Annotated in this window: 12 protein-coding genes; 4 read left to right on the forward strand and 8 right to left on the reverse strand. The window is 72.7% G+C overall.

What is annotated here, in order from left to right; translation table 11 throughout:
• Nucleotides 1-57: 57 nt before the first annotated feature.
• On the forward strand, nucleotides 58-1,275 hold the full coding sequence (locus AC6EXY_RS09140) for a hypothetical protein (RefSeq protein ID WP_165818221.1): 1,218 nt from the start codon (nucleotides 58-60) through the stop codon (nucleotides 1,273-1,275).
• A 100-nt stretch (nucleotides 1,276-1,375) separates the two neighbouring features.
• Here AC6EXY_RS09140 and AC6EXY_RS09145 read toward each other — a convergent pair whose 3' ends face one another.
• From AC6EXY_RS09145 to AC6EXY_RS09170, 6 genes are all read right to left on the reverse strand, one after another.
• A complete protein-coding gene (locus AC6EXY_RS09145) occupies nucleotides 1,376-1,927 on the reverse strand; it encodes an NADPH-dependent FMN reductase (RefSeq protein WP_207770152.1) in 552 nt (183 codons plus the stop codon).
• Between the two features lie 329 nt (nucleotides 1,928-2,256).
• Nucleotides 2,257-2,469 (reverse strand): hypothetical protein, encoded by a 213-nt coding sequence (locus AC6EXY_RS09150; protein ID WP_101830214.1) that lies wholly within the window; start codon nucleotides 2,467-2,469, stop codon nucleotides 2,257-2,259.
• 60 nt (nucleotides 2,470-2,529) lie between these two features.
• The gene (locus tag AC6EXY_RS09155; protein WP_499816576.1) at nucleotides 2,530-3,579 is read right to left on the reverse strand and encodes a carbohydrate kinase family protein; all 1,050 of its coding nucleotides are present in this window, start codon (nucleotides 3,577-3,579) and stop codon (nucleotides 2,530-2,532) included.
• 719 nt (nucleotides 3,580-4,298) lie between these two features.
• A complete protein-coding gene (locus AC6EXY_RS09160; protein WP_499816577.1) occupies nucleotides 4,299-5,288 on the reverse strand; it encodes a hypothetical protein in 990 nt (329 codons plus the stop codon).
• A 307-nt stretch (nucleotides 5,289-5,595) separates the two neighbouring features.
• Entirely contained in the window at nucleotides 5,596-6,780 is a 1,185-nt protein-coding gene (locus AC6EXY_RS09165; RefSeq protein ID WP_101830210.1) for a cystathionine gamma-synthase, read from the reverse strand.
• 136 nt (nucleotides 6,781-6,916) lie between these two features.
• Nucleotides 6,917-7,648, reverse strand: a complete 732-nt coding sequence (locus AC6EXY_RS09170; protein ID WP_499816578.1) for an SDR family oxidoreductase — start codon at nucleotides 7,646-7,648, stop codon at nucleotides 6,917-6,919.
• A gap of 182 nt (nucleotides 7,649-7,830) precedes the next feature.
• Here AC6EXY_RS09170 and AC6EXY_RS09175 point away from each other — a divergent pair, with 182 nt between their 5' ends.
• Nucleotides 7,831-8,682: a LysR family transcriptional regulator gene (locus AC6EXY_RS09175; protein WP_101830220.1), complete on the forward strand. Its 852-nt coding sequence runs from the start codon at nucleotides 7,831-7,833 to the stop codon at nucleotides 8,680-8,682.
• Between the two features lie 293 nt (nucleotides 8,683-8,975).
• Here AC6EXY_RS09175 and AC6EXY_RS09180 read toward each other — a convergent pair whose 3' ends face one another.
• On the reverse strand, nucleotides 8,976-10,358 hold the full coding sequence (locus tag AC6EXY_RS09180) for a cystathionine beta-synthase (RefSeq protein ID WP_101830219.1): 1,383 nt from the start codon (nucleotides 10,356-10,358) through the stop codon (nucleotides 8,976-8,978).
• A 378-nt stretch (nucleotides 10,359-10,736) separates the two neighbouring features.
• Between AC6EXY_RS09180 and AC6EXY_RS09185 the strand changes: the two genes are divergently transcribed.
• Nucleotides 10,737-11,138 carry a YccF domain-containing protein gene (locus AC6EXY_RS09185; RefSeq protein WP_101830208.1) on the forward strand — a complete coding sequence of 134 codons (402 nt, stop codon included), beginning with the start codon at nucleotides 10,737-10,739 and terminating at the stop codon, nucleotides 11,136-11,138.
• Nucleotides 11,139-11,219: 81 nt separating this feature from the next.
• Here AC6EXY_RS09185 and AC6EXY_RS09190 read toward each other — a convergent pair whose 3' ends face one another.
• Nucleotides 11,220-12,122, reverse strand: coding sequence for a hypothetical protein (locus AC6EXY_RS09190; RefSeq protein WP_499816579.1), 903 nt, complete (start codon nucleotides 12,120-12,122; stop codon nucleotides 11,220-11,222).
• Between the two features lie 1,142 nt (nucleotides 12,123-13,264).
• Between AC6EXY_RS09190 and AC6EXY_RS09195 the strand changes: the two genes are divergently transcribed.
• On the forward strand, nucleotides 13,265-14,998 hold the full coding sequence (locus tag AC6EXY_RS09195; RefSeq protein WP_101830558.1) for an ABC transporter ATP-binding protein: 1,734 nt from the start codon (nucleotides 13,265-13,267) through the stop codon (nucleotides 14,996-14,998).
• The last annotated feature ends 56 nt before the right edge of the window (nucleotides 14,999-15,054 follow it).

Raw genomic sequence — 15,054 nt, forward strand, 5'->3', positions numbered from 1 at the left:
AACGTTCGGGGGCTCGGTCAGTCGTCGCGACCTGGGGGCCCGATGCCGGAGTTCGCCATGATCATGGCATTGATGGCCGTCATGGTGATGTTCGTCGGGATCTTCGGAACCCTGCGCGGGCGCGTCGACCGGATCGGGATCCATGACCGGCGCCGTGGGCTGATGGTCGCGGCGGGCGGCTTCGCCGTCGCCGTCATCGGCTTCGGCTTCGCCGTTCCAGTCGGGGTCGACCGTGACGATGTCGCCCTGCGCGCGGATGCCCTCACCGGAACGCGCGACGCGCCCCGGGCGTCGCCGTCCGCCGGGAACCGGCCCGGCGCGGACCTGGAGTCCCCGGTGCCGACGCTGCCGCCGTATCCCGACGCGATCTACGGCGCCGACGGGATCGCCGGTGCCGTCCCCTCCCCTCCGCTCGGTCAGCCCGCCGACGGCACGACGCCGGGCCCGCTGGGTGGAGCGGCGGGCCCCGCGGGACCGTCCGCCGAGCTGGGCGACGCCACAGACCAGCAGCGGCCCGACGCGCCGTACTGGTCCGCGCCGTACTGGTCCGCGGCGCCCGGCGACTCGGGCGGCCGCGGCGAGGAGCAGGGCGATGACGGGACCGCCGGCCATGGCACGTCGTCCGAGTACGGCGAGACCCCCGGCCGCGGTGGGTCGTCCGGGTACGGCCGGACCTCCGGCAACGGTGGGTCGTCTGGGTACGGCGGGATGTCCGGCTATGGCGGCTATGGCGGCTATGGCGGGTCGGACGGGCCGTCGGGATATGGCGGTGGATCCGGACATGGCGGTGGGGTGTCGGGCTATCGCGGGTCGCCGGGGTACGGCGGCGCGGGCGGGTCGACCGAGGGCCGCGGAACGGGAGCGGTCAGCCGCCGGGGTGCGGGCGCGGGTGTTCCGGTCACCGCGGCGCCGACCGGTCCGGCGGGCGGGCCAGCCGCGGGTGCGGTCGGCGGGCGCGGGGGAAGCGGGCCGCGTCCCGCCACGGGATCCGGGGGTGTCGCGGCGGACCGGAGCGGTGGCGTGGGCACCCGGCTCGGCGGTGGTGCGGGCACCGGGTCCGGCGGTGGTGTGGGTGGACGTTCCGGTGCGCCGTGGGGCCGGTCGGATTTCGGCGCGGGGTGGCCGCCCGAAGTGCGGGTCGACCTGGACCAGCCGGAGAGCGGGCCCACCGGCGGGGCGGCGCGGGCGGTGGGCGGCTGCTCGGCCGCCGGTGGCCCCGCTCCGCTGGTCGTCGCCGACCCGTTCGGCTCCGGCGGCGCGAGCTGCGGCGGCTGAGGCCCCCGGGGCAGGGCCGCCGCCGACCAGAAGAGCGGGCGGGCCGGTGGCGCGCCTGGCCCAGCGCGACGCCCAGGGAGAAGCGCCCAAGCGGAAGCGGTCAGGCGGAGGGGGCGGCGATCGCGCGGCGGGCCGCGACGAGCGCGCTGACCGCGGGCAGGTTCACCGAGCCCCAGGCGTCGAGCAGGGCGGGAAGGTCGGCGAGCCGCGAGTCGAGCACGAAGATCCCGGTGGTCGGGCAGGCGGCGCCGATCTCGACGAGGACGGGCCGCAGGTGTACCTCCACGGCCAGCGCGTGCTGCGGTGCGGCCGCGACCTGGACGGGAATGGTCGGCAGGCCGGCGAGCTCCCCGCCGCCGATCTGGTCGAGCAGAAGCTTCAGCAGGCCCGTGTAGGTCGCCTTGTAGGTCGGGGTGGCGACCACCAGGACGTCGGCGCCGCGGATGGTTCCCAGCGCCGCCGCGACAGCCGGGTCGCCCCATCCGAGCAGCCCGGCGCCGAGCTCGCTGACCTCGATGACCTCGGTCTGCGCCGGATAGCCGGTGGCGGCGAGCGCGGTGACGACCCGGGCGGCCACCTCCTCGGCGACCTGCCTGGTGCGGGACGCGGGCTTGGGGTTCCCGATGACGCTGACGATCCGGCACGGTTCCATCGGGCTGCCTCCCTGGTTTTGCCGGCCCTGGCCTGGCCCGCCGCAGTCTATCCGCCTATTCGCGCCCACGCCGGGGCACGACACCTTTCACCAGGGGACCCGGACGCATCACTTCCGTTGCGTGGCAGCCGCGTGACGATGATGTGGCGGATCCGTTGCCGCATTGTTGCCAGCCGCGGGCCGACCATCGCACACATCACGGAGGAGCGAGATGGCGAGGATGGTCGACGCCGCGGCTGGCAATCGGGCGAATATCCGCTGACGGAATGGCGCGGGCCGGCGGGTGACCCCGGGGTGAACGGGGACGCGGGCCTCCTGTCGGCCGTCGGTCAGCGTGCGTGCAGCGCGAACGTGTAGAAGATGGCGAGCGGCCACAGCAGGGTCGCGACAAGTGCGGTGAAGAAGCTGCTCAGGGCGTGGCCGTCCCAGCTGGTGAAATCCCAGTAGTGCTGGCTCGCGGTGATGACCACTCCGACGATGAGATAGAGAAGCGTTCCGAGGCTGACGCTGCTGTAGGTTCTGGCCCGAACCCGGGTGGTCATGATGGCTCCTTTATGCGGGGAGATCCGTGGCTGCCGGTGGATTACCCGCAATCTGTCCCGCTACACGTCCGTTGACGCGTTCCTTCCTGTGACGAATGTTCCGCCGGCGGGGGACGACAGCTCGGCGAGGCGGGGCAGCGCGTCGATCGCTCCCCGGTGGCGGACCGTCCAGGCGGCGGCGGCGAGCCCCGCCTCGACCGCGGCCTCCACCAGACCGGCCCGCCCGACCCGGCCCGCGGACCGGGTTGCGCCGGCGAACAACACGTGGGCCAGTGCGGCGGTGAAGACGTCGGAGGCGGCGGTGGTGTCGACGACGGTCGTCGGATGGGCGGGGCGCTCCCAGCCACGGGCGCCGTCCCACACCGCCACCCCGTGGTGGGCCCGGGTGACGCAGACCAGCGGGGCGCCGAGCCGGGCACCGAGCGCGCCGGCGAGGGCCGGCCCGGGACCGTCGGCGGCGGGATCGCCGGCGGCGCGCAGCAGCAGGCGTGCCTCCGTCTCGTTCGGGGTCAGGGCGGCGACGCGGTGCCAGGGCAGGTCGAGAAGCTCCGCGGCGGCGCCCGGCGTCGGCGGCGCCGGATGGATGAGCAGTGGCACGCCGGCGTCCAGCGCGGCGTCGACGGTCGCGCGAACCGTGGCCGGCGGTGGGTCGAAGGTCACGATGACGGCCCGGGCGTCGACGATGGCCGCCCGGGCCACCGTCAGGTCCGCGAGGGCGAGTTCCGCCTCCGGCGCCCAGCGGTACAGGAACGCGGTGCGGCCGTCCGAGTGGGCGAGCACGACGCACACCGGCGTCGCCGCGCCGGGGCGCACCGTCATCGCGGTGACGTCGACGCCCTCGGCGGTGAGGTCGGCCAGCAGGTCGCGCCCGGTGCTGTCCGCGCCGACGACGCCGACGGCGCGGACCGGTACGCCGCGGCGGGCCAGGGCCACCGCCTGGTTGAGCCCCTTGCCGCCCGGCCTGGTCCGCACGCCGTCGACCCGGAGGTCGTCGCCCCAGCCGGGCAGGACGTCGGTGGCGACGATGCAGTCGGCACAGTAGGCGCCGACGACCACCACACTCCCGGTGGACGGGGTGGTCGTCGTGCCCGCGTCGCCCACGGGGCTCACGGTAGTCGTCGGGTGTGCCGCGGCGCGGGCCGTCCCGCCGGGGCCGCCGGGGCGTGGCCGGTCGCGCCCCGGACGTGCAGTCGGTGTGCACTTGGTGCCGACGCCGTCGGCAGCGTAGATATTCAGACCACGGATGAGCCCCGGGTGAGTAGTGCGTCACGTGACCCGGATGTGGTCCTTCTATTCGGCTCCTGCCGTTCCGCTGTCCGGTCGGGACTTCATTATTGTTCCGCCGGCCGGGTGGTGTCGTGTTTTCTGCCCGGCCCGGCCCGCAGGGCATTGTTCGGCGACCGATACCGTGGCGCCGTGTCCATTCCCCATCCGGTCGCCGCACGGGCGACCCCGCCGCCACTGTCGATCGTTCCGAACATTGCACCTTCACGGCCGGTCGACACCGGATCAGTGAATGCTGCCCATCATTCCGATTTCCTGTGTTTCCTGTCGTTCGCGGCCGTTCTGGCGCTGGTGACGGCCGTGTTGCTGGGTGCCCGCGCGGTGCGGGCCAGGGCGTACCGCCGCCCGGCCGGAACCCGCCGGGCCCCGTGGCCCGGTGGCGGCGTCCCGGCCGCGGCGCGGGCCCGGCGCCGGGCCGGCGGATTCACCGCAGCCGCCGAAGCCACCCGTGTCGTCGAGGTGGTCTGTGGCATCGTGTTCGGCAATGCCGGCGGAGTCGCCGTCGCTGCCGGATTCGCCGACGTGCGCCGGGCGTCCGGCGCCGGTCACACCGGTGACCATTCCCGCGCCTGGATGACCAGGCCGGACCAGTCCGCGCCCTGGCCTCTGGCTCGCTGGGCCAGGCTGAGAATGCCGTTCGACAACCAGCTGCTCGGCCGCACCGCGGACGCGGCCAGCGCCCTGGTGGCGAGGATTTCCGCCTCGTCCAGATCACGTCCGCGCATCGCGGCGGAGGCCTGGTAGAGCCGAATCGCGGCGAGCGCTCCGGAGGCCGCGGACCGGTCGAACAGATCGGCGGCCTCGGACAGTCGGTGCTGCCCTTCGTCCAACGCGCCGGCGGCTACGAGCGCCGCCCCGCCGAATGTCGGCAGATATCCCGGATGAATGCCGTCCAGACTGTATCCCGGCGCGCCGGGAGGTAGTTTCGCGGCGATCAGGTCCGCCGAGCGCAGGGCGGCGACGACGCTGTCGGTGGGCATCTGGCGGGCGGCCATGATGTGCGCCTCGGTCGTGATCGCGAGGATCGCGGTGTGCGCGCGGGGCGCCGTCGCCCGGGCGGCCCGGGCCAGTGCCAGGCCGTCGCCCGTGCTCTGGAAGGAGTAGGCCGCGAGCTCGGCCAGCACGACCCCGGCGTGGGCGGCGGTGGTGGTGTCCCGCACGTGCCTGGCGAGGACCAGCGCTGCCCGAGCCGAGGTGGTCGCCCGCGCCGGCTGGCCGTTGTCCCCCTGTGCCACGGCGGTCATGAGCAGGATCCGGCCGTGGGCGCGCACCCACTCCAGCCGCAGGGCTGAGCCGAGCCGCCACCGGCCGATCGTGCGGGCATGGTGCTCGAGGACGCCCAGACGCTCGACGATCTCGGCCGGCGGGGTCGTCTCCCAGCGGCGGGCGAGCGCTTCCAGGCCGAACTCGACCTGTTCCAGGGCGACCCTGCTGTCGGTCGTCGCGGAGGTCACCTCGACCGCCCCGACAGCGGCGAGGGCGCAGGCGATCGCCCCGGTGGTGACCAGCGTCCGGCGGTCCGCCGAGGCGTCCATGCGGTACTCCTGACGGTCGCGGTCTGGCGGACCGGGGGCGGGCCCGGCATACCCGAACGTGCAGCCATGATGTTTCTCCGCCCGGGATCCCAACGCAGTTAGCCAACGATAACCGTTTAAGCATCGCTATGTCGGCCCGACCGTTAAGATCGGGACTTTCGTCGGCCATTACCGCCCCGAAGTGGGGGGTTCCTTCCGGATGGGGCTGCCTATCCGGACTGGTCTTTGCTCACCGGCATTTCAGATCATGCCTGCTCCGGACCGTCTGATCGCCCGGACGGTCCGGACCCTCCCTACTTGCCGGCTGTTACCCGTTACCGCCCGCAGCGACGCCATCGAGGGCGGCCCGCAGATCCGCGGCGAGATCATCCGCGGATTCGATGCCCACGGAGAGCCGCACAAGATCGGCGGGCACCGCCAGCGGCGAGTCGGCGACCGAGGCGTGCGTCATGCTCGCCGGATGCTCGATCAGTGACTCGACCCCGCCCAGCGATTCGGCGAGGGTGAAAAGCCTGGTCCGCCCGCACAGGTCGATCGCCGCCCGCTCGCCGCCGCGCACCGTGAACGACACCATTCCGCCGAAGTCCCGCATCTGCTTCACCGCCACCCCGTAGCCGGGATGGCCCGGCATCCCCGGATAGCGCACCGACCCGACCGCCGGATGGGTCGCCAGCGCCGTGGCGATGTGACGGGCGTTCGCGCAGTGCCGGTCCATCCGCACCGCCAGCGTCCGGATCCCGCGCAGCACCAGCCAGCAGTCGAACGGACCCGGTACGGCGCCAGCCGCGTTCTGCAGGAAGCGCAGCTTCTCGGCGAGCGTCGCGTCGTTCACGACCACCGCGCCGCCGACCACGTCGCTGTGCCCGCCGAGGTACTTGGTGGTCGAGTGCACCACCGCGTCCGCGCCGAGCGACAGCGGCTGCTGCAGGTAGGGGGAGGCGAAGGTGTTGTCGACGGCGAGCAGCGCGCCCGCGTCGTGGGCGAGGCCGGCGAGCATGGTGATGTCGGCGATCGTGAGCATCGGGTTGGTAGGCGTCTCGCACCACACCAGGCGGGTCACGCCGGGCCGGATCGCCGCCCGGGTGGCCTCCGGGTCGGTGAGGTCGACGCTGGTGTGCTCGACCCCCCAGTCGCCCAGCACCCGGGCGATGAGCCGGTAGGTACCGCCGTACGCGTCGGCGGGGATCACCACGTGGTCACCCGGGCGGCACACGGCGCGCAGCAGGGTGTCGGTCGCGGCCATACCGGCGGAGAAGGCGAGCCCGGCGCGCCCCCCCTCCAGCGCCGCGAGGTTCGTCTCCAGGGCCGCCCGGGTCGGGTTGCCCGAACGGCCGTACTCGAAGTCGCCGGCACGCAGGTTGCCGACGCCGTCCTGGACGAACGTCGAGGACAGGTACAACGGCGGGACCACCGCGCCGGTCAGCGGATCGGGCTCCAGCCCGGCATGGATCGCGATCGTCTCGAACCCGGCCGCGAGCAGCTCGTCATCCATGACCGTCACGCTACGGCCACCGAACCAGCCCGGCCGGCAGCCCCCCGCCGGCGGCGCGCCCGGCCGACACGAGATCACGATACCAATGTGATCCCACCGCGCGCCGGTCCGACGTTGATGATCCTCTGGCAGCTGCTCACCAGGGAATCACGCCGGCGTCCTCGAAGAAGCCGCCGGTGGGGCCGTCGTCGGGCAGCGTCGCGAGCCGGATCGCGATCGCCGCGCCCTGCTCGGGGGTGCGCCAGCCGCTGTGGTTGTTGAGGTCGGTCGCGCAGTAGCCGGGGCAGCCGGCGTTGATGAGGATGTTCGTGCCGCGCAGCTCCCGGGCGTACTGGACGGTGACGGCGTTGAGGAACGTCTTCGACGGCGAGTACGCGGCCGAGATCGGTCCGACCGTGGACTCGTCCGTCGACGCGGACTGCCGGGTGAGGGAGCCGACGCCGCTGGACATGTTCACGATCCGCGGCGACGGCGAGCGGCGCAGCAGCGGCAGCAGCGCGTTCGTGACGCGTATCGTGCCGAGCACGTTGGTCTCGACGGCCGTCCGGACGATGTCGAGGTCGATCGTGCTGGGCATCTGCTGCCCGCCACCGGTGACGCCGGCGTTGTTGACGAGGACGTCGAGACGGCCGGCGCGTTCCTCGACCAGCGTCGCGGCACCCGCCACGCTGGCGTCGTCGGTCACGTCGAGCGGTACGCCGAAGGAGTCGACGCCGGCCGCACGAAGCTTCTCGACGGCGGCCTCGCGGCGCGCGCCGTCGCGGGCACCGACGCCGACGGCCCAGCCCAGAGCACCCAGGCCCACCGCGATCTCATAGCCGATTCCCTTGTTCGCGCCGGTCACCAGCGCGATCGTCTGTTCACTCATGCCGTCAATCTTGTGAGCGGCGCGGGCCGCTCTCCAACACCAAGCAGGTACGCGTTGATGTCTTCCGGGTATTGATGGGAACTCCTCCTCCAGCACGTCGATACCGTGGAGGTATGGAGACGGATGGTCCCGCGCAGCCGAACGGCCCCGCGGAGACGGACGGTCTCGCGGCGGCGGGCGGTCTGGAGACGCGGGAGCTGCGGTACTTCGTCGCCGTCGCCGAGGAGTTGCACTTCGGGCGGGCTGCGCTGCGCCTCGGCATCGCGCAGCCGCCGTTGTCACGGGCGATCGCCCGGCTCGAACGCCGGCTCGGCGGCGTCCGGCTGCTGGCGCGCACCAGTCGCTCCGCCGCGCTGACCGAGGCCGGCGCGGTGCTGCTGCGCGAGGCCCGGTCGGCCCTCGACGCGGTTGACGCCGCCGAGCGCCGCACCCGCCGGGCCGCCAGCACCTCGACCGGCGGCCCTGGCCTGGTGCTCGTCGCCAAGGCCGGCGCGTCCAGCGAGCTGCTGGCGAAGCTGCTCGACGCGTATGCCGCCGAGCCCGGCGCGGTGCCCGTCGACGTGGTTCTGTGCGGGATCGCCCAGCAGTCGCGGCTGCTACGGGACGGCCGGGCCGACGTCGCGCTGCTGCATCTGCCGTTTGACGACACGACGGGGCTCGACACCGAGGACCTGTACACGGAAGGGCAGGTCCTGGTCCTGCCCGCAGGACATCCGCTCGCGACGCGGCCGCGGGTGAGCATGGCCGAGGCCGCGTCGCTGCTCGATCTGCCGCTGCCCCGCTGGCCCGACGCCGACGGCCGGTACGCCGACGGCCCCGGCCCGCCGGCCCACGACACCACGCAGCTCTACCAGCTGATCGCGCTCGGCCGGGGCGCGGCGATCCTGCCGGAGTCCTGCCGCACGAACCTGCGCCCCGACCTCGCCACCGTCCCGGTGCCCGACGCGCCCGCGGTGACCACCCTGATCGCCTGGCCGCCCCACAGCCGCTCCCGCCCCCTCGCCGCCCTCATCCACACCGCCACCCGGCGGTGACCTGGATTCGTGGCGCGTTGGCTTCGATCAGTTCTCGAAGGTTGTCCTGTTCGATCTGGCGGCGCACGGCCGCCTCGACGTACCCGGAGACGGCGCGCGGACCCACGCGATCTCGCACCGAGGCAATCACGCTCGCGTGGAAGAGGACACCGAGACCGAGACTCTCGGGTCCTGGTCCACTGGCGAGACGTCGCCGCCGCTCATGCCGAGGATTCCAGCAATACTTTTGTTAGAAGCGCGTGGGGGTGCGGGTGGAGTCGGCCACGTGAGGCTTCTCCGTGATGAGGGGAGGGTCAGGGGGTGGCGGCGAGGAAGCTGAGGAGGTCGGCGCGGGTGAGGATGCCGATGGGGCTGCCCTCGTCGTGGACCAGGACGGCCGGCTCGTCGCCGAGGACCGCGACGATGCGCGACAGCAGCTCGCCGATGCCGACGGTGGGCAGCGGCGGAGAGATGTGGTCGGTGACGGGGGCGTCGACGGCGGCGCGGTCGGCGAAGACGGCGGCGAGCAGCTGGCGCTCCAGCACCGAACCCGCGACCTCCGCGGCCCGCAGCGGCGGCTCGTGCCGGACGACCGGCATCTGCGAGACGTTGTACTCCCGCAGGTAGGAGATGGCGGCGCCGACCGTCTCGTCCGGGTGGACGTGCACGAGGTCGGGCGGACCGCTGGTCTGCACGGACTTGTGGCGCAGCGCGTCGCCGACCGTCGGGCCCTCCGCCGGCGGCTCGAGGAAGCCGTACTCGTACATCCACTCGTCGTTGAAGATCTTCGACAGGTAGCCGCGGCCGGAGTCCGGCAGCAGGACGACGACCACGCCGTCCGGGCCCAGTTCGCGGGCGACCCGCAGCGCGGCGACCACCGCGAGGCCGCACGAGCCCCCGACCAGCAGGCCGCAGCGCCGGGCGAGCTCGCGGGTCATGAGGAACGAGTCACGGTCGCTGACCGCCTCCACCCGGTCCACCACCGTCTTGTCGTAGGTGGTGGGCCAGATGTCCTCCCCGACCCCCTCCACCAGGTACGGTCGGCCGCTGCCGCCCGAGTAGACGGAACCCTCCGGGTCGGCGCCGATGATCTGCACGGCGCCGTCGGAGACGTCCTTGAGGTAGCGGCCGACACCGCTGATCGTGCCGCCGGTGCCGATGCCGGCGACGAAGTGCGTCACCCGACCGTCGGTCGCCCGCCAGATCTCCGGTCCGGTCGAGGCCACGTGCGCGGCCGGGTTGTGTGGGTTGGAGTACTGGTCGGGGCTCCAGCCGCCCGGCGTCTCGCGGACCAGCCGGCGGGCCGTCTCGTAGTAGGAGCGTGGATCGTCGGGCGGCACCGCTGTCGGGCAGACCACGACCTCCGCGCCGTAGGCCCGCAGGACCGCCCGCTTCTCCTCGCTGATCTTGTCGGGCATGGTGAACACGCAGTGGTAGCCACGGCGCGCGGCCACCAGCGCGAGGCCGACTCCGGTGTTGCCGCTGGTCGGCTCGATGATCGTGCCGCCCGGGCGCAGCAGGCCGGATTCCTCGGCGGCGGCGACCATCGTCAGCGCCACCCGGTCCTTCACCGAGCCGCCCGGGTTGAGGTACTCGAGCTTGCCCAGCACCTGTGCCGACGTCCGCTCGATACCCGGCGTCAACCGGACCAGCGGCGTATCCCCGACGAGGTCGACGACGTGATCGAACACCTGCATCCGGTTCATCCACCAATCAGCCGTGGGTCGGTCGGCGGCCTGGGCAGGCCGGCGTCCTCCTCCGTCGACGGTAGCGACTGGCGACCCGTCGCGCCGGCTGTGTCACGCAGCGGGGTCATAGGCCGTGTTGCCGTGGTGCCGTGGTGCGGTGTCGCCATGGTGCCATGGTGGCGTGTTGCCGTGGTGCCGTGTCGCGCCGGGGTGACCGACTTCGGGTGACGCGTGGCCGACACTGGGCGACGTTCCCGCGCCGTGGCGGCACGACCGCCGCCGCGCGATGATTCATGGACCGGGCCGGGCGGGGTCAACCCCCGCGCGCGGAGCATGCGTGGTCGCGTGGGTCGGATGAGGTCCTGCGAATGGGGAGGTGGGTGGGCGGTGCGTCTCCTGCTCAACATCATCTGGCTGATTTTCGGGGGCCTGTGGCTCGCCATCGGCTATGCGCTGGCGGCGCTGGTCTGCTTCCTGCTGTTCTTCCTCGTCATCACGGTGCCGTTCGGGATCGCGGCGCTGCGGATGGCGAACTTCGCGCTGTGGCCGTTCGGCCGCAAGGTCGTGCAGCGGCCGGACGCGGGCGACGCCTCCCTGGTCGGCAACGTGCTGTGGATCATCTTCGCCGGCTGGTGGCTCGCCCTCGGGCATCTGACCACCGGCATCGCGATGTGCCTGACGATCATCGGCATCCCGCTGGGCCTGGCGAACTTCAAGCTCATCCCGGTGTCGCTGCTGCCGCTGGGCAAGGAGATCGTGGACGCGGACAGCCCCGGCTCCTTCGTCTGACCCGCGCGTCCCGTCTCGCCGCCGGTCCGGGGCGGCGGGACAGGTCGCGGGACGCCGGGCCTGACGTGCGGACGGTGCGTGTCAGCGTCCTCGGCCGCGGCGGCGCCGTTCGGGTCCGGCGGCGAGGATGTCGGCCTCGCCCGCGCCGCCGCGCCCGCCCCGACGCCCGCGGGAGCCTTCGGCCGCACCGGCGCGGGACGGTTCGCCGGACCGCCGGCGTGCCCCCTCCGGCCCGCCGCCCGGGCCGGATCCCGCCGCCGCGCCCGCCCCCGGGCCACCCGGACCCGCGAAGGCGGAGACGGCCCCCGAGGACGGGCGGGCAGCGGCCCCGGAACGGTGGGAGTCCGTGGGCTGTTCGCCGATCAGATCACTCAGCGCGACGATCGGGCGGCCGGCGCGTCGATGGTGGTAGCCGTTGCGGTGACCCTGCCGGCGGATCGGCGCGGTGACCGGATCACCGATCTCCTCGCCGTCCGCCCCCGTCTGGAACCAGTCGAACGAGACGTTCTTGCCGCGCAGCACGGCGTTCTCCGACCGGACGATCACCAGCAGCGCGGTGGCGAAGGTGGCGCGCATCCGGGACTCGTCGAGCTGACGCTCGAGCTCCGCCACGTACTCCGGGTCGACCGCCTGCCGCCGCACACCCTCCGCGTCCGGCTCACCGAAGGCCTCCAGGTGCAGGGGACGGCACTGTTCGAGCTGCGCGGCGCGTTGGGTCTGGTCCTCCGGGTAGAGGAGCTCGACATAGTTCTCGATGACGTCCCACTCGATCCGCTTCTCGCCGCGGAACTGGCGGCTGAGATCACGCGCCCGGGCCCGCCGGATCTTGACGTCGCCGCTGTCGGACCAGACCTTGCGGACCACCATCTCGTAACTCACCCGATAGGGGTGGTTGAGCGCGTGGAGATGGTGGAGGAGCGCGAGCTGACTCTTGTTATCGAGTTCCGGTTTCGGTCCGCGGGGCCTGGCTCCGGAAAGCGTCATCGACGTACCGTCCGATCGTCGTGGTGGTGCGCCTGCGGGCGAACTGGCGTCGATCCGCATCCCCCATGCGGCATCGTCACCGCTCACCGCCATCCGCAGGCCATCCGGCACGACGACCGGGCCATCCGTCGACGTGATGCTCGCACCGACACTATTGGTTCCTTTCGACGGGGGGACCGGCAGGCGCGCAACTACGAGTACGCGCGAACCGGGGTCAGTGTCAACCATCCTGTCTACGGGGTTGTGGACAGAAATTCCGTGGATCTTCGGCGGGCGCGGCCGTGGTTTGTTGAGGGCACAACGTGCGGACCGAAGCCGGGGGAGGCCGAACGGCGGTGCGTATTGGCGGCGCGGCGCGACCCTGGCGTGCGGTTCATCCGGCATCGACGATGTGCACGCTCGCTCGGCGAGCAGCCGGAATTCGCGTACCTTGCCGTATTCGGGCCACTGAAATGTGATCAGGGTGGTGGTGCTGTCGACGTGCCCGGGTGTGATCGGGCTCCCCGTCGCCGCTGTTCGGTGACCGGATCGCCATCGCCCGTCCTCGCCGCCCTGGGCCGTCATGGGTGGTGATCGGTCCGGCGACCGGCTCGGCGGGCGGGTCCGGCGATCGCGCCCGATGATCGCGAGGAGCCATGTCGCCACGGGAAGTGAATCACCGATGGGGTCCTCGCGCGGCCGGAATCGAGAAACTGCTGGCGATCCGGCGGCCGGATCGTGCCGCCACGGCAGGTTCCGGCCGCCGGCGCCGGGTCGCTCGCGTCGGCTCGGCTGCGTCTGGCTGGCTGCGTCTGGCCGGCGGTGTCTGACCGGCTGCGTCGGGTGGGCGGGACCGGGCGAGGCGGATGGGATCGGTGCGGTGAGAGTGACACGCTGGAGGGCACTCGCCGCATCCTCGAGTTGGTGACGCTCGGTCGAAATCGGTTTGACCTCACGTTGGGTTGAAGTCGTAAGGTCGCAGCGCGTCCGGGACTCGTCGCCCTCCGGGCCGCCCCGGCCGATGACTCCTTTCGGCCGTCGCATGCCCAGGGACCGGGGGGTGCCGCCGCCTGTCGGCGTCAGGACGGTGGACGGTGGTCCGCGCCGTCCCGGACCGCCGGGTGGACGCCGCACGGCCATCTGACCGCCCAGGAGAGGACCGCATGCTCATCCGGCTACTGCGGGCGTATCTCGACCGCTACCGCAGACCCCTGGCCGCGCTGGTGTCGCTGCAGCTGGTGGCGACCCTCGCCGTGCTCTACCTGCCCACGCTGAACGCCAACATCATCGACCACGGCGTCGTCGTCGGCGACACGGGTTACATCCTGCGCACTGGTGCGATCATGCTCGGGGTCAGCGTTCTGCAGCTCGCCTGCGCCGGTGCCGCGGTGCTGTACGGCTCGCGCACCGCGATGGCCGTCGGGCGGGACCTGCGGGCCGCCGTGTTCGACCGGGTGCAGGCGTTCTCGGCGCGTGAGGTCGGCCGCTTCGGCGCGCCGTCGCTCATCACCCGGGCCACCAACGACGTCCAGCAGGTGCAGATGCTGGTCCTGCTGAGCTGCACGCTGATGGTCTCGGCGCCGATCATGTGCCTCGGCGGCATCGTCCTGGCCGTGAACCAGGACGCGGTGCTGTCCCTGCTGCTGGTCGCGATCGTCCCGGTGCTGCTGGTCGTGATCGGGCTGATCGTGCGGCGGATGCGCCCGCTGGGGCGGGGCATGCAGGAGCGGCTGGACACGGTCAACCGCATCCTGCGCGAGCAGATCAGCGGCCTGCGGGTGATCCGCGCGTTCGTCCGGGAGGACCACGAGCGGCGCCGCTTCGGGGCGGCCAACGACGACCTGACCGACGTCGCGCTGCGCTTCGGGCGGCTGCTGTCGCTGATGTTCCCGCTGGTGCTCACCATCGTGAACTTCTCCAGCGTCGCGGTGCTCTGGTTCGGGGCGCACCGCATCGACTCCGGCGGCATGCAGATCGGCGCGCTGACCGCCTTCATCAGCTACCTGATGCAGATCCTCATGTCGGTGATGATGGCGACCTTCATGTTCATGATGATCCCGCGGGCGGAGGTGTGCGCCGAGCGCATCCAGGAGGTCCTGGAGACGGAGTCGTCGCTGCGCCCGCCGGAACACCCGGTGCGGGAGCTGCGCGGGCACGGGCAGCTGGAGCTGCGCGGGGTGGGGTTCCGCTACCCGGGGGCGGAGGTCCCGGTGCTGCGGGGGGTGAACCTGAACGCCGGCCCGGGCCGGACGACGGCGGTCATCGGCAGCACCGGCAGCGGCAAGACCACCCTGCTCGGCCTCGTCCCGCGCATCGCCGAGGCGACCGAGGGCGCCGTCCTCGTCGACGGGGTCGACGTGCGCGAGCTCGACCCGGCCGTGCTCGCCCGCACCGTCGGCATCGTGCCACAGCGGCCGTACCTGTTCACCGGCACGATCGCGTCGAACCTGCGCTACGGCAATCCCGACGCCACCGATGAGGAGCTCTGGCGCGCCCTGGAGATCGCTCAGGCCCGGGACTTCGTCGAGGCGCTGCCGGACGGGCTCGACAGCCCGATCGCCCAGGGCGGCACCAACGTGTCCGGCGGCCAGCGTCAGCGCCTCGCGATCGCCCGGGTGCTGGTCCACCGACCCGAGATCTACCTGTTCGACGACTCCTTCTCGGCGCTCGACTACGCCACCGACGCGCGGCTGCGCGCCGCGCTCGCCCAGGAGACGGCCGACGCCACCGTCGTCATCGTCGCCCAGCGGGTCGCGACGATCCGCGACGCCGACGAGATCATCGTGCTGGAGCGCGGCGAGGTCGTCGGCGTCGGCACCCACCACCAGCTCATGGCGGACAACCCGACCTACCGCGAGATCGTCCTCTCGCAGCTCACCGAGCAGGAGGCGGCGTGAATACGCAGGCTCCCGGACCGAAGCGGCCGCCCGTGCCGGCCCCGCGGCGCGGCCCG

The organism is Frankia sp. RB5 (genome assembly GCF_059816245.1).